This is a genomic window from Pseudomonas sp. P5_109 (genome assembly GCF_034009455.1).
Classification (GTDB): Bacteria; Pseudomonadota; Gammaproteobacteria; order Pseudomonadales; family Pseudomonadaceae; genus Aquipseudomonas.
In genome coordinates this window covers 1,146,380-1,170,802 of sequence record NZ_CP125380.1, presented here as the reverse complement: position 1 = coordinate 1,170,802, position 24,423 = coordinate 1,146,380, and the positions used below count along the sequence as shown (strand labels likewise).

General features: G+C 59.8%; 26 protein-coding genes. 1 reads left to right on the top strand and 25 read right to left on the bottom strand.

Features of this window, described 5'->3' with window-relative positions:
• Nucleotides 1-160: 160 nt before the first annotated feature.
• The 19 genes from der to trmJ form a co-directional block, all read right to left on the bottom strand.
• Complete coding sequence (gene der, locus QMK54_RS05135; protein WP_110660281.1) at nt 161-1,630, bottom strand: ribosome biogenesis GTPase Der; 1,470 nt, start codon at nt 1,628-1,630, stop codon at nt 161-163.
• Between the two features lie 234 nt (nt 1,631-1,864).
• Nucleotides 1,865-3,016 (bottom strand): outer membrane protein assembly factor BamB, encoded by a 1,152-nt coding sequence (gene bamB / locus QMK54_RS05130; protein WP_223595189.1) that lies wholly within the window; start codon nt 3,014-3,016, stop codon nt 1,865-1,867.
• A complete protein-coding gene (locus QMK54_RS05125; protein WP_110660894.1) occupies nt 3,009-3,650 on the bottom strand; it encodes a tetratricopeptide repeat protein in 642 nt (213 codons plus the stop codon). Before QMK54_RS05125 ends, bamB begins: the two co-directional genes overlap by 8 nt.
• Nucleotides 3,651-3,691: 41 nt before the next feature.
• Nucleotides 3,692-4,981: a histidine--tRNA ligase gene (gene hisS, locus QMK54_RS05120; protein WP_110660895.1), complete on the bottom strand. Its 1,290-nt coding sequence runs from the start codon at nt 4,979-4,981 to the stop codon at nt 3,692-3,694.
• Nucleotides 4,982-5,017: 36 nt separating this feature from the next.
• Complete coding sequence (ispG, locus tag QMK54_RS05115; RefSeq protein ID WP_003185136.1) at nt 5,018-6,127, bottom strand: flavodoxin-dependent (E)-4-hydroxy-3-methylbut-2-enyl-diphosphate synthase; 1,110 nt, start codon at nt 6,125-6,127, stop codon at nt 5,018-5,020.
• Nucleotides 6,128-6,130: 3 nt separating this feature from the next.
• On the bottom strand, nt 6,131-7,165 hold the full coding sequence (locus QMK54_RS05110; protein ID WP_110660896.1) for a helix-turn-helix domain-containing protein: 1,035 nt from the start codon (nt 7,163-7,165) through the stop codon (nt 6,131-6,133).
• Nucleotides 7,165-7,923, bottom strand: a complete 759-nt coding sequence (gene pilW / locus QMK54_RS05105; protein WP_110660897.1) for a type IV pilus biogenesis/stability protein PilW — start codon at nt 7,921-7,923, stop codon at nt 7,165-7,167. The genes QMK54_RS05110 and pilW overlap by 1 nt, the downstream gene beginning before the upstream one ends.
• A gap of 12 nt (nt 7,924-7,935) precedes the next feature.
• Nucleotides 7,936-9,084 (bottom strand): 23S rRNA (adenine(2503)-C(2))-methyltransferase RlmN, encoded by a 1,149-nt coding sequence (gene rlmN, locus QMK54_RS05100; RefSeq protein WP_110660898.1) that lies wholly within the window; start codon nt 9,082-9,084, stop codon nt 7,936-7,938.
• A 28-nt stretch (nt 9,085-9,112) separates the two neighbouring features.
• On the bottom strand, nt 9,113-9,538 hold the full coding sequence (gene ndk / locus QMK54_RS05095; RefSeq protein WP_007916882.1) for a nucleoside-diphosphate kinase: 426 nt from the start codon (nt 9,536-9,538) through the stop codon (nt 9,113-9,115).
• An 88-nt stretch (nt 9,539-9,626) separates the two neighbouring features.
• Nucleotides 9,627-9,827, bottom strand: a complete 201-nt coding sequence (gene iscX / locus QMK54_RS05090) for a Fe-S cluster assembly protein IscX (RefSeq protein WP_320402167.1) — start codon at nt 9,825-9,827, stop codon at nt 9,627-9,629.
• Between the two features lie 14 nt (nt 9,828-9,841).
• A complete protein-coding gene (gene fdx / locus QMK54_RS05085) occupies nt 9,842-10,183 on the bottom strand; it encodes an ISC system 2Fe-2S type ferredoxin (protein WP_060543107.1) in 342 nt (113 codons plus the stop codon).
• A gap of 2 nt (nt 10,184-10,185) precedes the next feature.
• Nucleotides 10,186-12,048, bottom strand: coding sequence for a Fe-S protein assembly chaperone HscA (gene hscA / locus QMK54_RS05080; protein ID WP_223595171.1), 1,863 nt, complete (start codon nt 12,046-12,048; stop codon nt 10,186-10,188).
• 51 nt (nt 12,049-12,099) lie between these two features.
• Nucleotides 12,100-12,621 (bottom strand): co-chaperone HscB, encoded by a 522-nt coding sequence (gene hscB / locus QMK54_RS05075; RefSeq protein WP_110660597.1) that lies wholly within the window; start codon nt 12,619-12,621, stop codon nt 12,100-12,102.
• Nucleotides 12,622-12,629: 8 nt separating this feature from the next.
• On the bottom strand, nt 12,630-12,953 hold the full coding sequence (gene iscA / locus QMK54_RS05070) for an iron-sulfur cluster assembly protein IscA (RefSeq protein ID WP_003227904.1): 324 nt from the start codon (nt 12,951-12,953) through the stop codon (nt 12,630-12,632).
• A gap of 34 nt (nt 12,954-12,987) precedes the next feature.
• On the bottom strand, nt 12,988-13,374 hold the full coding sequence (iscU, locus tag QMK54_RS05065) for a Fe-S cluster assembly scaffold IscU (protein WP_028620148.1): 387 nt from the start codon (nt 13,372-13,374) through the stop codon (nt 12,988-12,990).
• A gap of 101 nt (nt 13,375-13,475) precedes the next feature.
• On the bottom strand, nt 13,476-14,690 hold the full coding sequence (locus QMK54_RS05060; RefSeq protein ID WP_008057730.1) for an IscS subfamily cysteine desulfurase: 1,215 nt from the start codon (nt 14,688-14,690) through the stop codon (nt 13,476-13,478).
• Between the two features lie 50 nt (nt 14,691-14,740).
• Nucleotides 14,741-15,232 carry a Fe-S cluster assembly transcriptional regulator IscR gene (gene iscR / locus QMK54_RS05055; RefSeq protein WP_007903581.1) on the bottom strand — a complete coding sequence of 164 codons (492 nt, stop codon included), beginning with the start codon at nt 15,230-15,232 and terminating at the stop codon, nt 14,741-14,743.
• Nucleotides 15,233-15,471: 239 nt separating this feature from the next.
• Nucleotides 15,472-16,248, bottom strand: coding sequence for a serine O-acetyltransferase (gene cysE / locus QMK54_RS05050; RefSeq protein WP_223595341.1), 777 nt, complete (start codon nt 16,246-16,248; stop codon nt 15,472-15,474).
• 2 nt (nt 16,249-16,250) lie between these two features.
• Nucleotides 16,251-17,021 carry a tRNA (cytosine(32)/uridine(32)-2'-O)-methyltransferase TrmJ gene (trmJ, locus tag QMK54_RS05045; protein WP_103394285.1) on the bottom strand — a complete coding sequence of 257 codons (771 nt, stop codon included), beginning with the start codon at nt 17,019-17,021 and terminating at the stop codon, nt 16,251-16,253.
• Between the two features lie 146 nt (nt 17,022-17,167).
• Here trmJ and suhB point away from each other — a divergent pair, with 146 nt between their 5' ends.
• Entirely contained in the window at nt 17,168-17,986 is an 819-nt protein-coding gene (gene suhB / locus QMK54_RS05040) for an inositol-phosphate phosphatase (RefSeq protein WP_008053258.1), read from the top strand.
• A gap of 261 nt (nt 17,987-18,247) precedes the next feature.
• On the opposite strand, the gene QMK54_RS05035 is transcribed toward suhB, so the two are convergent.
• From QMK54_RS05035 to queA, 6 genes are all read right to left on the bottom strand, one after another.
• The gene (locus QMK54_RS05035; RefSeq protein WP_103394284.1) at nt 18,248-18,796 is read right to left on the bottom strand and encodes a glycine zipper 2TM domain-containing protein; all 549 of its coding nucleotides are present in this window, start codon (nt 18,794-18,796) and stop codon (nt 18,248-18,250) included.
• Between the two features lie 121 nt (nt 18,797-18,917).
• Nucleotides 18,918-19,832: a protein translocase subunit SecF gene (gene secF / locus QMK54_RS05030; RefSeq protein WP_110660599.1), complete on the bottom strand. Its 915-nt coding sequence runs from the start codon at nt 19,830-19,832 to the stop codon at nt 18,918-18,920.
• A 9-nt stretch (nt 19,833-19,841) separates the two neighbouring features.
• Nucleotides 19,842-21,710: a protein translocase subunit SecD gene (gene secD, locus QMK54_RS05025; RefSeq protein ID WP_110660600.1), complete on the bottom strand. Its 1,869-nt coding sequence runs from the start codon at nt 21,708-21,710 to the stop codon at nt 19,842-19,844.
• A 64-nt stretch (nt 21,711-21,774) separates the two neighbouring features.
• Nucleotides 21,775-22,110 (bottom strand): preprotein translocase subunit YajC, encoded by a 336-nt coding sequence (yajC, locus tag QMK54_RS05020; protein WP_007982729.1) that lies wholly within the window; start codon nt 22,108-22,110, stop codon nt 21,775-21,777.
• Between the two features lie 43 nt (nt 22,111-22,153).
• A complete protein-coding gene (gene tgt, locus QMK54_RS05015; protein ID WP_160387208.1) occupies nt 22,154-23,269 on the bottom strand; it encodes a tRNA guanosine(34) transglycosylase Tgt in 1,116 nt (371 codons plus the stop codon).
• Nucleotides 23,270-23,283: 14 nt separating this feature from the next.
• Nucleotides 23,284-24,348 (bottom strand): tRNA preQ1(34) S-adenosylmethionine ribosyltransferase-isomerase QueA, encoded by a 1,065-nt coding sequence (gene queA / locus QMK54_RS05010; protein WP_223595169.1) that lies wholly within the window; start codon nt 24,346-24,348, stop codon nt 23,284-23,286.
• Between the last annotated feature and the right edge of the window lie 75 nt (nt 24,349-24,423).

Genomic DNA, 24,423 nt, shown 5'->3' with positions numbered 1-24,423 from the left:
CGGGCTTGCCCGCGCTGGGTCGCGAAGCGGCCCCAATCCTGCAATCTAGGTGTGTCTGGCAGACCGCACTTGCAGGTATTGCGACTGCTGCGCAGCCGAACGGGGGCAAGCCCCCTCGCCACAACAAGCCTCCCACACAAGAGAGTGTGAGGGCTTGGAATCAGCGCTTGTCGCGGCGCTTCTTGTCGGCCTTCTTGTGGTGCGACATCAAGCGACGCTTCTTGTTGACCTGACGGTCGGTGAGCGTGTTCTTGTTGCCTTCGTACGGGTTCTCGCCACCCTTGAACTCGATGCGGATCGGCGTACCGACCAGCTTCAGAACACGGCGGTAAGTGTTTTCCAGATAGCGCACATACGACTTCGGCACTTTCTCGATCTGGTTACCGTGGATCACGATGATCGGCGGGTTCGCGCCACCAAGGTGGGCATAACGCAGCTTGATCCGACGGCTGTTGACCATCGGCGGCTGATGCTCGCTGACCGCGTCTTCGAGGATCTGGGTCAGACGGCTGGTCGGCCAGCGGGTAACCGCGGACTTGAACGAGTTCTGTACCGACGCGTAGAGGTTGCCCACGCCAGTGCCGTGCAGGGCCGAGATGAAGTGGATGTCGGCGTAGTCGACGAAGAACAGTCGACGCTGCAGCTCGACCTTCACGAAGTCGCGCTCGCTCGGCGTCATGCCGTCCCACTTGTTGATCGCGATGACCAGCGCACGACCCGACTCAATGGCGAAGCCCAGCAGGTTGAGGTCGTGGTCCACCACGCCTTCGCGGGCGTCCATCACGAAGATCACCACGTTGGCGTCTTTGATCGCTTGCAGGGTTTTGACCACGGAGAACTTTTCGACTTCTTCGTGGATCTTGCCGCGCTTGCGCACACCGGCGGTGTCGATCAGCGTGTACTTCTCGTCGTTACGCTCGAACGGGATGTAGATACTGTCGCGGGTGGTGCCGGGTTGGTCATAGACGATTACCCGGTCTTCGCCGAGCATGCGGTTGACCAGGGTCGACTTGCCGACGTTCGGACGGCCGATGATCGCGATCTTGATCCCGTCTTTTTCGCTTGGGCCAGGAATGCGCTTGGCTTCCTCGCCTTCGGCGACGACTTCTTCCTCGCCTTCTTCCAGCTCGTCGTCGTCCTTCGGGAAGTCACTCAGGGCGATTTCCAGCATCTGGGTGATGCCACGACCGTGAGCACCGGCGATCGGAATCGCATGGCCCATGCCCAACGGAGCGAATTCGGCGCGGGCCATTTCAGGGTCGATGTTGTCGACCTTGTTGGCAACCACAAAGGAACGCTTGTTACGTTTACGCAAATGCTCGGCGATCATCTGGTCGGCGGCGGTGAAACCGGCCTTGGCATCTACCAGGAACAGCACGACATCTGCTTCTTCGATGGCCAGCAGCGACTGCTCGGCCATCTTTTCGTCCATACCGTGTTCGTCACCGGAGATACCGCCGGTGTCGATCAGAATGTAGGAACGCCCTTGCCACTTGGCCTCACCGTACTGGCGATCACGGGTCAGACCGGACAAGTCGCCGACGATGGCGTCACGAGTCCTGGTCAGGCGGTTGAACAAGGTGGACTTGCCGACGTTTGGTCGGCCCACCAGGGCGATTACGGGAACCATGCGGCTCTCCACTTCGTTATTTCAGAAAATACAAAAGCCGCTGCGAGGCAGCGGCTGGTGCTCGGGGGCAATCACTGAATGCTTTTCTGTGGGAGCGAGCCTGCTCGCGAAAAACGCCAAGGCACCGCGTTCATTCAGGCTATCAACGTAATCGTTGACGTCCATCGCGAGCAGGCTCGCTCCCACATTTCCACACAAGTGAAGCCGCTTGGGGTTAAAACCCAAGCATAGTCGTTACTTAATGGTCAGGGCTTCCAGTTTGCCGCTGTTGCCATACACATAAATCGTGTCACCCACCACCAGCGGACGGGCACGCAGGCCGTCGCTGTCGATGCGCTCACGGCCGACGAAACGGCCGTCCACTTGACTCAGCAAGTGCAGGTAACCTTCCAGGTCACCGACTGCAACGTAGCTGGAGAACACTTCCGGGGCCGACAGTTGACGACGGGCCAGCGAATCGTTGCTCCACAAGGCTGTGGTGGAACGCTCGTCGACGCCTTCAACGGTGCCCGAAGACAGGCTTACGTAGACGGTGCCAAAACCCTGGGCGACACCGGCATAGCTGGAAGCATCGCGCTGCCAGAGCTGACGGCCGCTTTGCAGGTCCAGAGCGGCAACGCGCCCTTGATAACTGGCGACATACAGCGTCTCGCCCGACAGCAGCAAGCCACCGTCGATATCGACCACACGCTCCAGCTCCGAACGACCTTGCGGGATCGCTACGCGCTGTTCCCAAACCGGTACGCCGTTGGTGATGTCCAGGGCAACCACTTTACCGGTGGACAGGCCAGCCACCGCGAGGCGGTTGGTCACGATCGGCGCACTGGTGCCACGCAGGGTCAGTACCGCAGGCGTGCTGTCATAGATCCAGCGACGGTTGCCGGTGGCGGCATCCAGGCCGATCAGACGATCATCCTGGGTCTGAACCACCACAACGTCACCGTTGTTGGCTGGTGGTGCCAGCACTTCGCTGGAAACGCGAGCGCGCCACTTTTCTTCACCGTTGATGGCGTCCAGGGCAACGATTTCACCCTTGATCGTACCGATGGTGAGCAGACCGTAACCTACGCCAACGGCGCCGGAGACAGGCAGCTCAAGGTCTTTCTTCCATTTGACGTCGCCGGTGTTGCGGTCCATTGCCATCAACACGCCAGTGACGTCGGCGGCATAGATGGTATCGCCATCGATGGCCGGAACCAGCATGTTGTAGGTTTCGCCCTGACCGTCACCGATCGAACGACTCCATTGCTTTTGCAGAACCACTTCTTCCTTGAAGTCGGTCAACTCGGCCGGAGGCAATTCTTTTTTGCTGTTGCTGCTGCAACCCGCGGCCAACAAGGCCAGGGCCAGCAATGCTGCATGTTTCCAACGAATCACGTCACGCATCCCCTTTGGCCAGGTCGTCCAGCTTGATTTGCAGGCCACCGACCGCCGCTTCATCCGACAGTGCCGCCTTGGCTTTTTGATACGCCGTGCTCGCTTCATCGGTACGACCCAACTGCACCAGCAGGTCGCCCTTGAGCTCTTCGCGAGTGGCCAGGAATGCCTTGTCGGCATCGCCTTCGAGAAGCTTCAGCGCTTCGTCGGCCTTGTTCTGCGCGCCGAGTACCTGGGCCAGACGCTGACGGGCGATTTCGCCCAGCGCCGGGTTGGCCGGCTTGTCGACAATGGCCTTGAGCTCGCTGGCCGCGTCGTCCAGCTTGCCGCTGTCGACCGCTACTTTAGCCACGAACAGGCTGCCGTACTGCGCGTAGGCGCTGCCGCCGAACTCGCTGTTGAGCTTGCCGGCCAGGTCCGAAACACGGGCCGCATCAGGCTTGCCATCAGGCGTCAACGTGGTTTCGAGCAATTGCTGATAGAGAATCGAGGCGCCTTGCGACTGATTGCTCTGATACTTGTGGAACGCCTGCCAGCCGAACACGATGACCAGCGCCAACAGGCCGCCAGTAACCAGGGGCTTGCCGTTGCGTGACCACCAATCCTTCAAATCCGCCAGCTGTTCGTCTTCGGTACTCGACACCCCAATACTCCTTAATCGCTAATTCGGCTGTTTAGACAGCTTCAACCCTGCACGACGCAGGTGGCCAGGTGTGCAGCAAGCGCATCCCAGGCAATGCTTTGTTGTTCGCCCTGGCCACGCAGGGGTTTGAAACCTACCACTTGCTGGGCCATTTCGTCGTCACCGAGGATCAGCGCATACAGCGCGCCGCTCTTGTCGGCCTTCTTGAACTGGCTTTTGAAACTGCCGGCGCCGGCATTCACTTGCAGGCGCAGGTTGGGCAACTGATCACGAACGCGTTCCGCCAGGGTCAGGCCGGCCAGTTCGGCGGCCTCACCGAAGGCGCAGAGGTAAACGTCGACCTGGCGGGAGATCTCTTCCGGGATCTGCTCCAGGGTTTCCAGCAGCAGCACCAGGCGCTCGATACCCATGGCGAAACCTACGCCAGCGGTCGGCTTGCCGCCCATCTGCTCGACCAGGCCGTCGTAACGACCACCCGCGCACACGGTGCCCTGGGCGCCGAGTTTGTCGGTGACCCATTCGAAAACGGTCTTGCTGTAGTAATCCAGCCCGCGAACCAGCTTCGGGTTGATCACGTAAGGAATGCCGGCAGCATCCAGGCGAGCCTTGAGGCCCTCGAAATGCACACGGGATTCTTCGTCGAGGTAGTCGGCCATTTTCGGCGCATCGACCAATACCGCTTGAGTGTCGGCGTTCTTGGTATCAAGAACCCGCAGCGGGTTGGTTTTCAGGCGACGCTGACTGTCTTCGTCGAGCTTGTCCAGATGCGCCGAGAGGTACTCGACCAGCGCTTCACGGTAGCGACCACGGGACTCGCTGGTGCCCAGGCTGTTGAGCTCGAGCTTGACCGCATCGCGGATGCCCAGCTCGCCCCACAGGCGCCAGGTCAGCACGATCAGCTCGGCGTCGATGTCCGGACCGTCGAGGTTGAACACTTCGACACCGATCTGGTGGAACTGGCGATAGCGGCCTTTCTGCGGACGCTCGTGGCGGAACATCGGGCCGATGTACCAGAGCTTCTGCACCTGGCCACCGCCGGTGATGCCGTGCTCCAGCACTGCGCGCACACACGCCGCCGTGCCTTCAGGGCGCAGGGTCAGGGAATCGCCGTTGCGGTCGTCGAAGGTGTACATCTCTTTTTCGACGATGTCGGTCACTTCACCGATGGAGCGTTTGAACAGCTCGGTGAACTCGACGATCGGCATGCGGATCTGCTTGTAACCGTAGTTATCCAGCAGGCGCGAAACGGTGCCTTCGAAATGACGCCACAGGGGAGTCTGTTCGGGCAGGATGTCGTTCATGCCACGAATGGCTTGCAGAGACTTGCTCACTTTAAATCCTTAAATTCGTTCGGCGCGTCGTCGGGATCAGCCGCGCGCAATAACGGCAGCGTCAGCTTCGACCTTTTCGGCCGCTTTCTGGCGGATCAAGCGTTCAAGCTCATCCACCAGATTGTCATTCGTCAGTTTCTGCGACGGCTTGCCGTCGATGTAAATCAGGTTGGGCGTGCCGCCGGTCAAGCCGATATGGGCTTCCTTGGCTTCACCCGGGCCGTTGACCACGCAGCCGATTACCGCGACATCCAGCGGCACCAGCAGGTCTTCGAGGCGCCCTTCCAGCTCGTTCATGGTCTTGACCACATCGAAATTCTGCCGCGAGCAGCTCGGGCAGGCGATGAAGTTGATGCCACGGGAACGCAGGTGCAGGGACTTGAGAATGTCGTAGCCGACTTTCACTTCCTCGACCGGGTCGGCCGCCAACGAGATGCGGATAGTATCGCCAATCCCTTCGGCGAGCAGCATACCGAGGCCCACGGCGGATTTCACCGTGCCTGAACGCAAACCACCGGCTTCGGTGATGCCCAGGTGCAGCGGCTGGACGATTTCCTTGGCCAGCAGGCGGTACGCTTCGACGGCCATGAACACATCGGAGGCTTTCACGCTGACCTTGAAATCCTGGAAGTTCAGGCGCTCAAGGTGCTCGACGTGACGCAAGGCAGACTCGACCAGCGCCGCCGGGGTCGGCTCGCCGTATTTTTTTTGCAGGTCTTTTTCCAGGGAACCGGCGTTGACGCCGATACGGATCGGAATCCCGCGGTCACGGGCGGCATCGACCACCGCACGCACGCGGTCTTCGCGACCGATGTTGCCCGGGTTGATCCGCAGGCAATCAACACCCAGTTCGGCTACGCGCAAAGCGATCCTGTAGTCGAAGTGAATGTCGGCAACCAAGGGGACTTTGACAAGCTGCTTGATCTTGCCGAAGGCTTCGGCGGCGTCCATGTCCGGTACGGAGACCCGCACGATATCGACGCCGGCCGCTTCCAGGCGATTGATTTGCGCGACAGTGGCCGCGACATCGTTGGTGTCGCTATTGGTCATGCTCTGCACAGCGATAGGCGCATCGCCGCCAACAGGCACGTTACCGACCCAGATCTTGCGGGATTCGCGACGTTTGATTGGAGATTCGCCGTGCATGACTTATTGACCCAACTTCAGGCGAGCAGTCTCGCCACTGGTGAACGGAGCGACATCAACCGGCTGGCCGTTGTAGCTGACCTGAGCGCCGCGGGCAAAGCCCAGGCGCACGGCGAACGGTGGTTTGCCATTGACTGCAAGGCTGTCGCCTTTGCGTTTGAGACCGCTGAACAGCACCTTGCCGCTACCGTCGGTCACTTGTGTCCAGCAATCTGAGGTGAACTGCACCTGGACCTGGCCTTGACCGGCCACTGGCGCGGCTGCCGCTGGAGCAGGAGCGACGGGGGCTACCGGTGCAGTCACCACCGGGGCCGTGGCGGCAGGAGCTGCCGGAGCCGGAGTTGCCGGGGTCACTGGCGCTGCCACAACGGGCGCGGTGGCGTGTACGGGCGCGGCTGGATTGGCCGGTGCTACGGGGGCGGCTGGTGCAGTCGCCTGGGTTTCCACCGGTGCTTCAGTTGGAGCATCGGCCTGTGGCAGCGCGAGGGCGGTTCCGCCTTCGGCCTGACCTTCCACGACGGCCTGGTCTTCCGGCTCGTCCAGCGGATGAATCTGTGTCGTACCGTCGGCGCCTTCGACTTCCACGTGCTCTGGTGCCAGGCCGATCAGGTCCTTGGTGCGCATCGAGGTCTGATCCTGCCACCAGACGAAACCGCCGCCAATCACCGCGACCAGCAACAGCAGGCTGACGATTCGCAAAATGGTGTGGGAAACCCGAACCGGCTCTTCAATACGGCCCAGGCTGTGAACATTGCTGCCCTGGGAGTCGGTACCGGTGGATTGATCGAATTGCTGGACCAGAACGGCCTGGTCCATACCGAGCAATTTGGCATAGGCGCGAATGTAACCGCGGGCAAAGGTATGCCCGGGCAGCTTGTCGAAAGCGCCGGCTTCCAGATTGCTCAGGGAAGTGGTGGTGAGGTTGAGCTTGAGGGCCACTTCGGCCAGCGACCAGCCATTGCTTTCGCGGGCCTGGCGCAAGGTCTCACCGGGGTTTACGCGATTCGCTGCTACAACTTCGGGATGCGCCGCTTTCATCATTGCTCCGACAGGTATTGCTGATATTCCGGCGTACCGGGATAGAGTCTTTTTAGTTGCAGGCCTTTGCTTGCGGCCTTGTCGCGATCATCAAACACTTTTGCCAGCCGAACGCCGAGCAATAGACTACGTGCATTTTGCTCGGCGAGCAGGCTAAAACGATCGTAGTAGTCACGCGAGGGCACATAATGCCTGTCTTCGTAAGACAACTCAGCCATTTCCAGCAATGCACGAGGCTGTTGGCGGTTCAGGCGCAGGGCTTTTTCCAGTTGCTGCCGGGCCAGCTCACGCTCCCCCAGCATCGAAGCGGTCATGCCAAGGTTTTCGAAGACCCGTGAACGCTCAGGATACAGGGTATCGGCGGCGGCCTGCTGAAAGCGCTCGTAGGCTTCCTTGTAACGCTGTTGCTCAAACAGAAAACTGCCGTAGTTGTTGAGGATTCGTGCATCGGCGGGACGGGAAGACAGCGCCTTGCGGTAATGCTCGTCGGCCAGTTCCGGCTCCATTTCGGCCTGGAACACCAACCCCAGCGCAGCGTTGGCATCCGCATCCGAGCCATCCAGCTCCAGCGCCTTCTTCAACGGCACTTTTGCCCGCTCGGTCATGCCCTGCTGCAGATAACCGATGCCCAGCTGCACATACGCCTCGCGCGCTTCATCACGGCCCTTGCTGGTCTTCATCGGGTTGTAGTCACCCGAAAGCACGCAGCCAGCACACAGGCTGGCCAACAGCAAAAGCAGCGCAAAGCGCAGGGACATAGAGATCCTCTCTTAATTGTTGTTCGCAGTGCTCGAAGCAACATCGCTGTCGGCGTTCAATTCACGCACGGCGATATAACGTTCGCTGCGACGGGTGCGATCCAGCACCTGCCCTACCAATTGACCACAGGCCGCGTCGATGTCTTCACCACGGGTGGTGCGCACGGTGACGTTGAAACCGGCATGATGCAGCTGATCCTGGAAACGACGAATGGCGTTGTTGCTCGGCCGCTCGTACCCGGAATGCGGGAACGGGTTGAACGGGATCAGGTTGATCTTGCACGGGATGTTCTTGAGCAGCTCGATCATTTCGACCGCGTGCTCGACCTTGTCGTTGATGTCCTTGAGCAAGGTGTACTCGATGGTCAGCACGCGCTTTTCGCCCAGGGACGACATGTAGCGCTGGCACGACTCGAGCAGCATCTTAAGCGGATACTTCTTGTTGATCGGCACCAATTGGTTACGCAATGCGTCATTCGGTGCGTGCAGGGACAACGCCAGGGAGACGTCGATGTGCTTGGACAGCTCATCGATCATCGGCACCACGCCGGAGGTCGACAGGGTCACACGGCGCTTGGAAATGCCGTAGCCCAGGTCGTCCATCATCAGATGCATGGCCGCGACGACATTGTCGAAGTTCAGCAGCGGCTCACCCATGCCCATCATCACCACGTTGGTGATGGCACGGTCGACGGTTGCCGGGACGCTGCCAAAGGATTTGTTGGCAATCCACACCTGGCCGATGACTTCGGCGGCGGTGAGGTTGCTATTGAAGCCTTGCTTGCCGGTGGAGCAGAAACTGCAATCCAGGGCACAGCCTGCCTGGGACGAAACGCACAAGGTGCCGCGTTTGCCCTGGGGAATGTACACGGTCTCGACGCAGCTACCGGACGCCACGCGCACCACCCACTTACGGGTGCCGTCACTGGAGATGTCCTCGCTGACCACTTCCGGACCACGGACCTCAGCAACAGCCTTGAGCTTTTCGCGCAAGACCTTGCTGACGTTCGTCATGGCGTCGAAATCATCGACACCAAAGTGGTGAATCCATTTCATTACCTGACCGGCACGGAAACGCTTCTCCCCGATTGAGTCGAAGAATTTTTCCATTTCCAGCTGAGTCAGACCCAGCAGGTTAGTTTTTACAGTCGATGTAGTCATGGATTCACCTTCACTCTTAAGCCAATGCTTAGCGAGTGGTTACTTCAGTAGCTGCGAAGAAGTACGAGATTTCGCGAGCGGCAGCGGCTTCGGAGTCCGAACCGTGCACAGCGTTGGCGTCGATGGAATCAGCGAAGTCAGCGCGGATGGTGCCGGCAGCAGCTTCTTTAGGGTTGGTAGCGCCCATCAGCTCACGGTTCAGAGCGATAGCGTTCTCGCCTTCCAGAACCTGAACGACAACCGGGCCGGAGATCATGAAAGCAACCAGGTCGCCGAAGAAACCACGAGCGCTGTGCTCAGCGTAGAAGCCTTCAGCTTCAGCTTTGGACAGTTGCTTCAGTTTCGAAGCTACAACGCGCAGGCCAGCTTTTTCAAAACGAGTGGTGATCTCGCCGATCACGTTTTTAGCAACGGCGTCAGGCTTGATGATGGAGAAAGTACGTTGAACAGCCATGGTGTAACTCCAGAAACGGTAATTTACGAAAAATTAAACCCGCGAATTATACGCGGGTTCTCGGGTATTGCCTAACCTGCGGCGTGGCTCAGTCGCGTTCTTCGATCCAGTTGGCCTGAATGGCCTCCAGGATCTTTTCGCCACAATGCTCAGGCTTGTCGTCGAACTCGGGCAATTCCATCACCCATTTGCGCAGATCGACGAAGTTGACCGACATAGGGTCCACGTCGGGCTTGCTTTCAGCCAGCTGGATCGCGATCTCCAGCACATCAGTCCACTTGAGTTTCATGACAATTCCTTGAATCAGTGCGGTGCTTCGGCTGCGTGGTTGAGCGAGTACTTCGGAATTTCGACGGTCAGGTCTTCGGTACCGACCTTGGCCTGGCAGCCCAGGCGGGACTCGCGCTCAAGACCCCAAGCCTTATCAAGGTAGTCTTCTTCCAGCTCGTCAGCCTCTTCCAGCGAGTCGAAACCCTCGCGGATGATGCAGTGGCAAGTGGTGCAGGCACAGACGCCGCCGCAAGCACTTTCCATCTCGATGTGGTGTTCGTGGGCCAGTTCGAGGATGGAGGTACCGGTTTCGGCCTCAACAACCATGCCTTCAGGGCAGAACTTCTCGTGTGGCAGAAAAATGACCTGCGGCATCGTTATTCCTCAATCTCGTTCAGGTTGCGGCCCGCCAGCGCGGCTTTCACGGTCGAATCCATACGACGGGCGGCAAAAGCGTCGGTCACTTGCGACAGACGCTTGGTCTGCTGCTCGATGGCGAAACCATCGGTACCTTTCATCAGTTCGGTCAGTTCCTGCACCTGCATGTCGATGACCATGCGTTCTTCCGCGTCGAGCAAGCGCTCGCCATCGACTTCAAGCGCAGCCTGCACGGCCTCAACCAGACGCTGGGCATCGACCTGCTGCTCGCGCAATACGCGGGCAACCTTGTCGTCGTTGGCGTGCTGGAACGAGTCCTTGAGCATCTTGGCGATTTCGCCGTCGGTCAGGCCGTAGGACGGCTTGACCTGGATGCTGGCCTCGACGCCCGAACCCAGCTCACGCGCGGAGACGCTGAGCAGACCGTCGGCATCGACCTGGAAGGTCACGCGAATCTTCGCCGCGCCAGCCACCATCGCCGGAATACCGCGCAATTCGAAGCGTGCCAGGGAGCGGCAGTCGCTGATCAGCTCGCGCTCGCCCTGCAACACGTGGATCGCCATGGCCGACTGGCCGTCTTTATAAGTGGTGAAGTCCTGGGCGCGGGCGACGGGGATGGTGGTGTTGCGCGGAATCACCTTCTCCATCAGGCCGCCCATGGTTTCCAGGCCCAGGGACAACGGAATCACGTCCAGCAGCAGCAGCTCATCGCCGTCGCGCTTGTTGCCCGCCAGGGTATCGGCCTGGATCGCAGCGCCGATGGCCACCACTTGATCCGGGTCGATTTCGGTCAGTGGCTGACGACCGAAGGCTTCCGCCACGGCTTCGCGAACACGCGGCACACGGGTCGAACCGCCAACCATGACGACCGCATGTACGTCTTCCAGCTCGACACCGGAATCACGAACAGCGCGACGGCAGGCTTTCAGGCTGCGCGCGACCATCGGTTCGATCAACGCATCGAAGGCTTCGCGGGTCAGCTTGGCTTTCCAGTCGCCGTGGGCCACTTCGACCGATGGGGCATTGGTCAGCGCTTCTTTGGCCGCACAGGCGGTTTGCAGCAGTTGACGCTGCGCACCCGGATCGAGATCGGCGGACAAACCGGCGCTCTCGATGATCCAGCCAGCAATGGCGTGGTCGAAGTCATCACCGCCCAGGGCGCTGTCGCCACCGGTAGCCAAAACCTCGAAGACACCGCCGGTCAGGCGCAGAATCGAAATATCGAAGGTACCGCCGCCCAGGTCGTAAATCGCGACCAGGCCTTCGGCGTGCTGGTCCAGACCGTAAGCCACGGCTGCCGCGGTCGGCTCATTGAGCAAACGCAGCACGTTCAGACCGGCCAGCTTGGCCGCGTCCTTGGTGGCTTGACGCTGAGCGTCGTCGAAATAGGCCGGAACCGTGATCACCGCACCTACCAGTTCGCCACCCAGGGTCGCTTCAGCGCGCTGACGCAGGACCTTGAGGATATCGGCAGAGACTTCGACAGGGCTTTTCGGCCCCTGGATCGTCTCGATGAACGGCATGTGCGACTCGCCACCGACAAAGCGGTACGGCAACTGATCACCAAGCTGCTTGACGTCGGACAGACCACGACCCATCAAGCGCTTGACCGACAGCACGGTGTTCAAGGGATCGGTAGCGGCAGCCAGTTTGGCGGATTCGCCAACTTCGACGCGATCAGCGTGATAGCGCACGGCAGACGGCAGGATGACCCGCCCTTCTGCGTCGGCAAGCGGCTCGGAAAGACCACTGCGCAATGCAGCGACCAGCGAATTGGTAGTGCCCAAGTCGATCCCCACAGCCAGGCGACGCTGGTGCGGTTGAGGACTTTGGCCGGGTTCGGCGATCTGCAGTAGGGCCATCGTTATCAGGACTTATCTGTATATCAGGCGTGCGACCGGAGCGGCACTGGGTTAATCGTCGAGGCGCTCTTCTAACTGGCGCACTTCGTAGGTGAGCTTGTCGAGGAACTGCATGCGCCGCATCAGGCGTTCGGCCTTTTCGCGTTGCGCGGCATCGTTCCAGCAAGCTGCGAAGCTTTGGTTCAGTTCATCCTGGGCAGCCTTCAGGCGACGCTTGAAGACGGCAACGCCCTTGAGGTCGGCGCTGTCCTGCAGGTCTTCGAGCTCTTCACGCAACTCCATCTGCTGCAGAAGAAACTCCGGATCATGCACCGTGACCTCCAGCGGCAGCTCGCCACCATTCAAGGCGAGCAGGTAACGCGCGCGCTTGGGTGGGTTCTTGAGCGTCTGGTAGGCCTCGTTGAGGCTCGCGGATTGCTCTAGCGCCAGCCGCTGCTCACGCTCGGAAGCGTCGGCAAAGCGGTCCGGATGAACACTGCGCGCCAACTCACGGTAGCGCGTAGCCAGCTGGTCGAGGTCCAGATCGAAACTCGGTTGCAGCTCAAATAAAGCGAAATGACAAGGAGTTCCCACGACAAGCCTCAGATGTTGAAGCTTTCGCCGCAGCCACATTCACCGCGCACGTTGGGGTTGTTGAACTTGAAGCCTTCGTTCAACCCTTCCTTGACGAAATCGAGCTCGGTGCCGTCCAGGTAGGCCAGGCTTTTCGGGTCGATAATCACTTTTTCGCCGTGACTTTCGAACACCTGGTCCTCTGCAACCACCTCGTCGACAAACTCCAGCACGTAGGCAAGGCCGGAACAGCCCGTGGTGCGAACACCCAGACGAATCCCTTCACCTTTGCCGCGCCCGTCGAGGGAGCGCCGCACGTGTCGAGCAGCCGCTTCTGTCATGCTGATAGCCATCGGTGACTCCTTACTCGTCGCCAAAACTCGAAAATCAGATCAAGCCTTTCTTCTGCTTGTAATCGCGAACGGCGGCCTTGATGGCGTCTTCAGCGAGTACCGAGCAGTGGATTTTCACTGGCGGCAAGGCCAGTTCTTCAGCCAGCTGGGTGTTCTTGATGGTTTCCGCTTCGTCCAGGGTCTTGCCCTTCATCCACTCGGTGGCGAGGGAGCTGGAAGCGATAGCCGAACCGCAGCCGTAAGTCTTGAACTTGGCATCTTCGATGATGCCGGCTTCGTTGACCTTGATCTGCAGGCGCATCACGTCGCCGCACGCCGGCGCGCCGACCATGCCGGTGCCGACATCAGGATCTTCCGCGTCCATCTTGCCGACGTTGCGCGGGTTTTCGTAGTGGTCGATGACCTTTTCGCTGTAAGCCATGATTCTCAATCCTCACTCATCAGGGCCGCTCTTGAGACCCTGTAGTTGCGCTGCGTTTACTGCCGCGCTGCTACAGGACCTGTATCCGGCGGCTTCTATAGTTAGTGTGCCGCCCACTCGATCTTCGAGATATCGACGCCGTCTTTGTACATGTCCCACAGCGGCGACAAAGCGCGCAGCTTGGTAACGGCCTCGCAGACTTTCTGCGCGGCGTAATCGATTTCTTCTTCGGTGGTGAAGCGGCCGAAGGTGAAGCGGATCGAGCTGTGCGCCAGTTCGTCGTTGCGGCCCAGGGCGCGCAGTACGTACGAAGGTTCCAGCGAAGCCGAGGTGCAAGCCGAACCGGACGAAACCGCCAGATCCTTGAGCGCCATGATCAGCGACTCGCCTTCAACGTAGTTGAAGCTCAGGTTCAGGTTGTGCGGAACGCGGGCGGTCAGGCTGCCGTTGACGTACAGCTCTTCCAGGTGCTCGACCTGCTTGTAGAAGCGGTCGCTCAGGGCCTTGATGCGCACGTTCTCGGCAGCCATGTCTTCCTTGGCTACGCGGAACGCTTCACCCATGCCGACGATCTGGTGAGTGGCCAGGGTACCGGAACGCATGCCACGCTCGTGACCGCCACCGTGCATGGTCGCTTCGATACGTACGCGCGGCTTGCGGCTTACGTACAGGGCGCCGATGCCTTTAGGACCGTAGGTCTTGTGGGCGGAGAACGACATCATGTCGACTTTCAGCTTCTGCAGGTCGATCTCGACCTTGCCAGTGGACTGAGCAGCGTCGACGTGGAACAGGATGCCCTTGGAACGCAGCAGTTCGCCGATCGCTGCGATGTCGTTGATGGTGCCGATTTCGTTGTTCACGTGCATGACCGAAACCAGGATGGTGTCGTCGCGCAGTTCGGCTTCGATCATCTCCGGGGTCACCAGGCCATCAGTGCGAGGCTCGATGTAGGTCACTTCGAAGCCTTCACGCTCCAGTTGGCGCATGGTGTCGAGGACAGCCTTGTGCTCAATCTTGGTGGTGATCAGGTGCTTGCCTTTGGTGGCGTAGAAATGTGCCGCACCCTTGATTGCCAGGTTGTCGGACTCGGTGGCACCGGAGGTCCAGACGATTTCGCGCGGATCGGCATTGACCAGATCAGCCACCTGACGACGAGCGTTTTCGACGGACTCTTCAGCTTTCCAGCCGAACACGTGGGAACGGGACGCCGGGTTACCGAAGTTTCCGTCGACCAGCAGGCATTCACTCATCTTTTGCGCGACACGCGGATCAACCGGGGTAGTCGCAGAGTAATCAAGGTAAATCGGCAATTTCATGGACTATCTCCTAAATCAGGCTGGCTGGCGCGCCGTTAGCTCTGTGGCTGTCATTCGACGGCGGACGCTTCAATCTTGTCCAGGCGTGGCGCCTTGCTGTTGCAACGGCGTTGATCCTGACGCTGGGCTACTTCTTGCACCTCACGGCGAGTCACAAGGTCAGCCAAGCTGATACCGCTCAGAAATTCGTGGATCTGCAGGCTTAGATCGCACCACAAGTGGTGAGTCAGGCAGGTGTCACCTTGATGGCAATCACCCTGGCCTTGGCATTTGGTGGCATCGACCGATTCGTTCACCGCATCGATCACCTGGGCGACCTGGATGCCCTGCATGTCGCGGGACAGCTGGTAGCCGCCGCCTGGACCGCGGACGCTGGACACCAGATTGCTGCGGCGCAATTTGGCGAAAAGCTGTTCGAGGTAGGACAGGGAGATGCCTTGGCGCTCGGAGATATCGGCCAGGGACACGGGCCCGTGCTGCGCGTGCAACGCCAGGTCAAGCATGGCGGTCACGGCGTATCGGCCTTTTGTAGTCAGTCGCATGGACAATTACCACGGAGTTCGGAATGGGGCGAGTATGCAATTCCCGAGTATTTAAGTCAACTATAAGACCTAGCACTTTAGTCAGGTTTACCCGCAAAAGAGCGGCCGCATCATAGCAAAGGCTGGCCGTGCACAGCCAGTGGTACCGAGTTATCGTTCTTCGCGAGCAAGCCCGCTCCCACAGGGGACAACACAAATCCTGTGGGAGCGGGCTTGCTCGCGAAGGGGGGCGACGCGGTCTAGCTGACCTGACTCTGATCCTTGTCCTTCACACAGGCAAAGTCTTCTTCGCGCAGTTCAGGCAGATCTTTCGCACAGTAATTACTGCCCAGATCCTTCAGCGCCCCGCACATCCCCTCCAGGCGACCATCAACCGCCTGCAGATGATCGAGCAATTGGTTGATGGCACGCGCCACCGGGTCCGGCATATCTTCAGTGACGCCGTAGGCATCAAAACCGATCTTCTCGGCCATGGCCTTACGCTTGGCATCCAGCTCGACGTCGGGCTTGACGATGATCCGCCCCGGAATACCCACCACAGTGGCACCCGGCGGCACTTCCTTGGTCACCACCGCATTGGAACCGACCTTGGCCCCGGCACCGACAGTGAACGGCCCGAGTACCTTCGCGCCCGCCCCGACCACGACGCCATCACCCAGCGTCGGGTGGCGCTTGCCTTTATTCCAACTGGTACCGCCCAAGGTCACGCCCTGATAAATGGTGACGTCATCGCCGATCTCGGCGGTTTCACCGATGACGATGCCCATGCCATGGTCAATGAAGAAGCGTCGACCGACCTTGGCACCCGGATGAATCTCGATCCCGGTCAACCAGCGACCGAAGTTCGACACCAGTCGCGCCAGCCATTTCAGGTCCGCGCGCCACAACATCGACGACAAACGGTGTATCCAGATGGCATGCATGCCGGGGTAGCAGGTCAGGACTTCAAAAGCGTTACGCGCCGCCGGGTCTCGGTGGAATACGCTCTGGATATCTTCACGCAAACGCTCGAACATCATTAATCCTTCCGCTTAAGGAGCTCACCACGGGCCGCTTTTTGGGTTTCCGTGAGGATGCCACGCAAAATATTCATTTCCGCCCGGCTGACCGAGCTGCGTCCGTACAACCGGCGCAGGCGCGCCATCAAGTGCCGTGGCTTTTCCGGATCGAGGAATTCGATGGCCACCAGGGTCTGCTCCAGGTGCTCATAGAATCGTTCCAGCTCGTCCATGGTCGCCAGCTCAGCGCTTTTGACCGAAGCCACTTCTTCCTTCTCGACCTTGCTCGGCTGCCCTTGGGCTGCCAACCAGGACATGCGCACTTCATAACCCAACACCTGCACCGCCGCCCCCAGGTTCAGCGAGCTGAACTCAGGGTCTGATGGGATGTGCACGTGATAATGACATCGCTGCAGCTCTTCGTTGGTCAGGCCGGAATCTTCACGACCGAACACCAGGGCGATTTCCGCGCCCTGCCCGGCTTCCTCGACCACTTTCGTTCCGCACTCGCGGGGGTCGAGCAGCGGCCAGGGAATCCGCCGGTCGCGAGCGCTGGTGCCGAGCACCAGGTTGCAACCGACCAAGGCATCTTCCAAGGTGGCGACGACTTGCGCGTTTTCAAGGATGTCCCCGGCACCGGAAGCACGGGCATCGGCCTCGTGGTGCGGGAACAGGCGAGGCTCGACCAGCACCAGCCGCGACAGCCCCATGTTCTTCATGGCACGCGCAGCCCCGCCGATATTGCCCGGATGGCTGGTATTGACCAGGACGACACGAATGTTTTGCAGCAAGGGAGGCGCTCTCGAACACGATAATCGGGAGCGGAATCTTACAGCGCCAGCTACCGTTAAGCCATGAAAGCGAACGTCGTCCTTCTCCTGTAGAAACTTTCTGATAGAATGCCCGGCTTTCTTTAACAACCTTAGGTGACACATCCATGCAGCCCATGCTGAATATCGCGCTGCGCGCCGCCCGCAGCGCCAGTGAATTGATCTTCCGCTCCATCGAGCGCCTGGATACCATCAAGGTCGACGAAAAAGACGCCAAGGATTACGTATCCGAGGTGGATCGCGCCGCCGAACAGAAAATCATCGACGCCCTGCGCAAGGCTTACCCGAATCACTCGATCTTGGGCGAAGAGACCGGCATGCACGCCGGCACCGGCATCGAAGGCGAAGAGTACCTGTGGATCATCGATCCGCTGGACGGCACCACCAACTTCCTGCGCGGCATTCCTCATTTCGCTGTCAGCATCGCCTGCAAATACCGCGGTCGCCTGGAGCACGCTGTTGTTCTGGACCCGGTTCGCCAGGAAGAATTCACCGCCAGCCGTGGTCGCGGCGCTCAACTGAACGGTCGTCGCCTGCGCGTCAGCGGCCGCACCAGCCTCGACGGCGCCCTGTTGGGTACCGGCTTCCCGTTCCGTGACGACCAGATGGACAACCTCGACAACTACCTGGGCATGTTCCGCGCCCTGGTTGGCCAGACCGCCGGCATCCGTCGTGCTGGTTCGGCGAGCCTGGACCTGGCCTACGTGGCTGCCGGCCGTTTCGACGCGTTCTGGGAGTCGGGCCTGTCCGAGTGGGACATGGCGGCAGGTGCACTGCTGATCCAGGAAGCGGGCGGCCTGGTGAGCGACTTCACCGGCGGTCACGACTTCCTTGAAAAAGGCCACGTCGTTGCCGGCAACACCAAATGCTTCAAGGCCGTTCTGACGGCAATCCAGCCGCACCTGCCAGCCTCGCTGAAGCGCTAAGCTTCCCGCGACAGAAAAAGCACCCTTCGGGGTGCTTTTTTTATGCCTGGAAATCACCCTCAAAAACACCACACGCCCACTGTAGGAGCGAGCTTGCTCGCGATGGTCGTCAACGATAACGCGGGCATTCTGGATGAACGCGGCGCCCTCAGGTTTTTCGCGAGCAAGCTCGCTCCTACAGGGGATTGCGCTGATGCATAGATCGCGAGCACAAAAAAAAGCACCCCGCAGGGTGCTTCTTTTTAATCAGGCTTCAGCAGATCACTGAGCCGGCTCATTCTGCGACAAGATCAACTTGCCTTCCTTATCCACCGGAATCTGGTTGCCTGGATCACGATCCATGCGCACCTTGCCTTCCTTGCCATCCAGCGAATACCGCACGTCGTAGCCTACGACCTTGTCACTGATGTCGTTAACCGTGTTACAGCGGGTCTGGGTCGTGGTGTAGGTATCACGCTCCTGCATGCCTTCCTGCACCTTGTTGCCGGCATAACCACCACCGACAGCGCCCGCGACCGTGGCGATCTTCTTGCCGGTACCGCCACCGATCTGGTTACCCAGCAAACCACCTGCCAATGCACCGACCACCGTACCGGCGATCTGATGTTGATCTTTCACCGGCGCCTGCCGGGTGACCGTTACATCCTTGCACACTTCACGTGGAGTCTTGATTTGTGTCTTGACCGGCTCAACGGCGAGTACTTGTGCGTACTCCGGGCCGCTTTTAACCAGGCTGTAGGTGGCCACAGCACCCCCGGCAGTCACACCGACAGCACCCAGTACAGCACCAACCAGCATCGACTTGTTCACATGAACCTCCTGGACCATCACATGCGGAACGTGTCCGCGCTTCTCCCAGCCTTGGAGCACAAAAAAAGGCGCGAGTTCAACTCGCGCCTTTTTTGGATGACAGCCTATAAGGATTTTTCCCTCAAGGGCGGTCGTCGACTTCCTTCTCGGTATTGACCGGAGGAATCAGGTCTTCCGTACTCAGGTTCAGCCAGATCAGCACCACGTTCGCGATGTAGATCGACGAGTAAGTACCCGCCAGGACACCGATGAACAGGGCAATGGAGAAGCCAAACAGGTTGTCGCCACCGAAGAACAGCAGGGCCGCGATCGCCAGCAAGGTGGAGATCGACGTCGCCATGGTCCGCAGCAGGGTTTGCGTGGTCGAGATGTTGATGTTCTCGATCAGGCTGGCCTTGCGCAGCACACGGAAGTTCTCACGAACCCGGTCGAATACCACGATGGTGTCGTTGAGCGAATAACCGATGATCGCCAGTACCGCTGCCAGCACCGTCAGGTCGAAGGTGATCTGGAAGAACGACAGGATACCGATGGTCACGATCACGTCGTGGATCAGGGAAACGATCGCACCGACCGCAAACTTCCACTGAAAGCGGAAAGCCAGGTAGATCAGGATGCCGCCCAGCGCCATCAGCATGCCGAGGCCGCCCTGGTCGCGCAGCTCTTCACCTACCTGCGGGCCGACGAACTCGACGCGCTTGACCGTCGCCGGGTTCTCGCCGCCGACCTTCTGCAAGGCTTCGGCTACCTGGTGACCCAGTTGCGGGTCTTCGCCAGGCATGCGCACCAGCAGGTCGGTGGTGGCACCGAAGTTCTGCACGATGGCTTCGTGATAACCCGATTTAACCAGTTGCTCACGCACCTGGGTGACGTCGGCCGGACGCTCGTAGGTCAGCTCGATGAGCGTACCGCCGGTGAAGTCCAGGCCCCAGTTCATGCCCTTGGTGGCGACACTGAACAAGGCCAGCGCCGTAAGGAACAATGTGACGCCGAACGCGAAGTTGCGAACGCCCATGAAGTTGATTGTACGTAACATGGCAGCCCCTTAAATCCACAACTTCTTGAAGTCACGACCGCCGAAGATCAGGTTGACCATCGCGCGGGTCACCATGATGGCCGTGAACATCGAGGTAAAGATCCCGAGGGACATGGTCACTGCGAAGCCCTTGACCGGGCCGGTGCCCATGGCAAAGAGGATGCCGCCGACCAGCAAGGTGGTCAGGTTGGCGTCGAGAATCGCGGTGAATGCCCGGCCGAAGCCTTCGTTGATTGCCCGCTGGATGGTCATGCCCGCAGCGATCTCTTCACGAATCCGCGAGAAGATCAGCACGTTGGCGTCGACCGCCATACCCATGGTCAACACGATACCGGCGATACCCGGCAGGGTCAGCGTTGCACCCAGCAGCGACATCAGGGCCAGCAGCATCACCATGTTCACCGCCAGTGCGACGGTGGCGATCAGGCCGAAGAAGCGGTAGATGGCCATGATGAACAGCGAGACGAACAGCATGCCCCACAGCGAAGCGTCGATACCCTTGGTGATGTTGTCCGCACCCAGGCTTGGACCGATGGTGCGCTCTTCAGCGAAGTACATCGGTGCAGCCAGACCACCGGCACGCAGCAGCAGCGCCAGCTCGGACGACTCGCCCTGGCCGTTCAGGCCAGTGATACGGAACTGAGCACCCAGCGGCGACTGGATGGTCGCCAGGCTGATGATCTTTTTCTCTTCCTTGAAAGTCTGGACCGGCACGTCTTTCTCGACGCCGTTGACCATTTGCTTGGTGTAGGTGGTCACCGGACGCTGTTCGATGAAGATCACCGCCATGCTGCGACCGACGTTCGAACGGGTCGCACGACTCATCAGCTCACCGCCGTGACCATCCAGGCGAATGTTCACTTCCGGCGTGCCATGCTCGCCGAAGCCAGCCTTGGCATCAGTCACCTGGTCACCGGTGATGATCAGGCCACGCTCGATCAGCGCAGGAGGACGCTTGCCTTCGCGGAACTCGAATTCCTCGGAAGTGGCTTTCGAAGCGCCAGGCTCAGCGGCCAGGCGGAACTCGAGGTTGGCCGTCTTGCCAAGGATACGCTTGGCTTCTGCGGTGTCCTGCACGCCCGGCAGCTCAACCACGATGCGGTTGGCGCCCTGGCGCTGGACGATCGGTTCGGCAACACCCAGCTCGTTGACGCGGTTACGTACCGTGGTCAAGTTCTGCTTGATGGAGTATTCGCGGATTTCCGCCAGCTTGGCCGGGGTCATCGCCAGACGCAGTACCGCCTGACCATTGAGGTCGGCCGGAACAATGTCGAAATCGTTGAAGTTCTTGCGGATCAGCACACGGGCCTGTTCACGGCTGTCTTCATCAGCGAAGCCCAGCTGGATGGCACCGTTGAGTTGCGGCAGGCTGCGATAGCGCAGTTTCTCTTTACGCAACAGGCTCTTTACATCGCCTTCGTAGACTTTCAGGCGTGCGTCGAGGGCTTTGTCCATGTCCACTTCCAGCAGGAAGTGCACACCACCGGACAAGTCCAGACCCAGCTTCATAGGGTGCGCAGCGAGGTTGCGCAGCCATTGCGGGGTGGTTTGTGCCAGGTTCAGTGCAACGACGTAGTCATCACCCAATGCCTTGCGTACAACGTCCTTGGCCGGCAGCTGGTCTTCAGCCTTGGTCAGGCGAATCAGCCCGCCCTTGCCGTTGGCAGCCAGCGTGGCAGCCTTGACGTTGATCCCGGATTCCTTGAGCGCAACGCTCACACGATCCAGATCAGCCTGATTGACCTGCAGCGCAGTGCTTGCACCGCTGACCTGAATGGCCGGGTCATCAGGATAAAGATTGGGAGCGGAATAAATCAGACCGACCGCCAGCACCGCCAGGATCAGAATGTATTTCCACAGAGGATATTTGTTCAGCATCACGCCGCCCGTTTATGACGCGGGGCGCCTTGCGCGCCCCGTCGATTGAAGATGAAGTTGAAACTTAGATCGCTTTCAGCGTGCCTTTTGGCAGCGTGGCAGCGATGGCGCCTTTCTGGAATTTCATTTCGACGGTGTCGGAAACTTCCAGAACGACGAAATCGTCGGCCACTTTAGTGATCTTGCCGGCGATGCCGCCAGTGGTCACAACTTCGTCGCCTTTTTGCAGGCTGCTCAGCAGGTTTTTCTGCTCTTTGGCGCGCTTGGCCTGTGGACGCCAGATCATCAGGTAGAAGATGACCAGGAAACCGACCAGGAAAATCCACTCAAAACCGCCACCCATTGGGCCTGCAGCAGGTGCAGCAGCATCAGCCATGGCATTCGAGATAAAAAAGCTCATTTAGCACTCCAGTTGCAAATGTTGAATCTTGGGGTCAGAAAACTCAGTCCAAAGGCGGAACAGGTAACCCGCGTTTGGCGTAGAAGGCATCGACAAAGGCGGCCAATGTACCCTGTTGAATAGCCTCGCGCAAACCAGCCATAAGCACTTGATAATGGCGCAAGTTATGGATGGTATTGAGCATGCTTCCCAGCATTTCGCCGCACTTGTCCAGGTGATGCAGATAAGCGCGGGAGAAGTTCTGGCAGGTATAGCAATCGCAGGTCGGATCGAGCGGCGAATCATCATGGCGATGGAACGCGTTTCGGATCTTCAGCACGCCGGTATCAATGAACAGATGCCCATTGCGGGCATTACGGGTTGGCATCACGCAATCGAACATGTCCACACCGCGGCGCACACCCTCAACCAAGTCTTCCGGTTTGCCAACGCCCATAAGGTAACGAGGTTTGTCAGCCGGCATCATGCCCGGCAGATAATCCAGCACCTTGATCATTTCGTGTTTGGGCTCGCCCACTGACAGGCCGCCGATGGCCAGGCCGTCGAAGCCGATCTGGTCGAGGCCTTCCAGGGAGCGCATGCGCAGGTCCTGGTGCATGCCGCCCTGAACGATGCCGAACAGTGCCGCCGTGTTCTCGCCATGGGCTTCTTTCGAACGCTTGGCCCAACGCAGGGACAATTCCATGGAGATACGCGCGACGTCTTCGTCAGCCGGGTACGGCGTGCACTCGTCGAAAATCATCACGATGTCGGAGCCCAGGTCACGCTGGACCTGCATCGACTCTTCCGGGCCCATGAACACCTTGGCGCCGTCGACCGGGGAAGCGAAGGTCACGCCCTCCTCCTTGATCTTGCGCATGGCGCCCAGGCTGAACACCTGGAAACCGCCGGAGTCGGTCAGGATCGGGCCTTTCCACTGCATGAAATCGTGCAGGTCGCCGTGCTTCTTGATCACTTCCGTGCCCGGGCGCAGCCACAGGTGGAAGGTGTTGCCCAGAATGATTTCAGCGCCGGTCGCCTCGATATCCCGTGGCAGCATGCCCTTGACCGTGCCGTAGGTGCCCACCGGCATGAAGGCCGGGGTCTCGACGGTACCGCGCGGGAAGGTCAAACGACCGCGACGAGCCTTGCCATCAGTGGCCAGCAGCTCGAAAGACATACGACAGGTGCGACTCATACAGTTTCCTCGGGGCCCGATTCTTTAGGGGCAGTCGGCGCAGGATTACGCGTGATGAACATCGCATCACCGTAGCTGAAAAAGCGGTATCCGTTGTCGACCGCGGCCCTATAGGCAGCCATGGTTTCGGGATAACCGGCGAACGCCGAAACCAGCATCAACAGCGTGGATTCGGGCAAATGGAAGTTGGTGACCAGGGCATCGACCACATGAAACGGCCGGCCAGGGTAAATGAAAATGTCTGTATCGCCGCTGAACGGCTTGAGCACGCCATCGCGGGCGGCGCTCTCCAGGGAACGCACGCTGGTGGTCCCCACCGCCACCACGCGACCACCGCGAGCGCGGCAGGCGGCCACGGCATCGACCACGTCCTGGCCGACTTCCAGCCATTCAGTGTGCATGTGGTGGTCTTCAAGCTTCTCGACGCGCACCGGCTGGAACGTGCCAGCACCGACGTGCAGGGTCACGAACGCAGTCTCGACGCCCTTGGCGGCAATCGCCTCCATCAGCACCTGATCGAAATGCAGCCCCGCCGTCGGCGCCGCCACCGCGCCCAAACGCTCGGCGTAGACCGTCTGGTAACGCTCGCGATCGGCGCCTTCGTCCGGGCGGTCTATATAAGGAGGCAGCGGCATGTGCCCGACGCGGTCGAGCAGCGGCAACACCTCTTCAGCAAACCCCAGCTCGAACAACGCATCGTGCCGCGCCAACATCTCGGCCTCGCCACCGCCGTCGATGAGGATCTTCGACCCAGGCTTGGGCGACTTGCTGGAACGCACATGGGCCAGCACGCGATGACTGTCGAGCACCCGCTCCACCAGGATTTCCAGCTTGCCGCCAGAAGCCTTCTGGCCAAACAGCCGCGCCGGAATCACCCGGGTATTGTTGAACACCATCAAGTCGCCGGGGCGCAAATGCTCCAGCAAATCAGTGAATTGACGGTGTGCCAGGGCGCCGCTGACCCCATCCAGGGTCAACAGGCGACTATTGCGCCGCTCGGCCAGCGGATGGCGGGCGATCAGCGAATCAGGGAGCTCGAAAGTAAAGTCAGCAACGCGCATGATGGGGTGTCGTCTAGCAGGGCCGGGAAGTCTAGCGGAAATATCAAAAATTCTCCATGTACCTGATTGACCAGC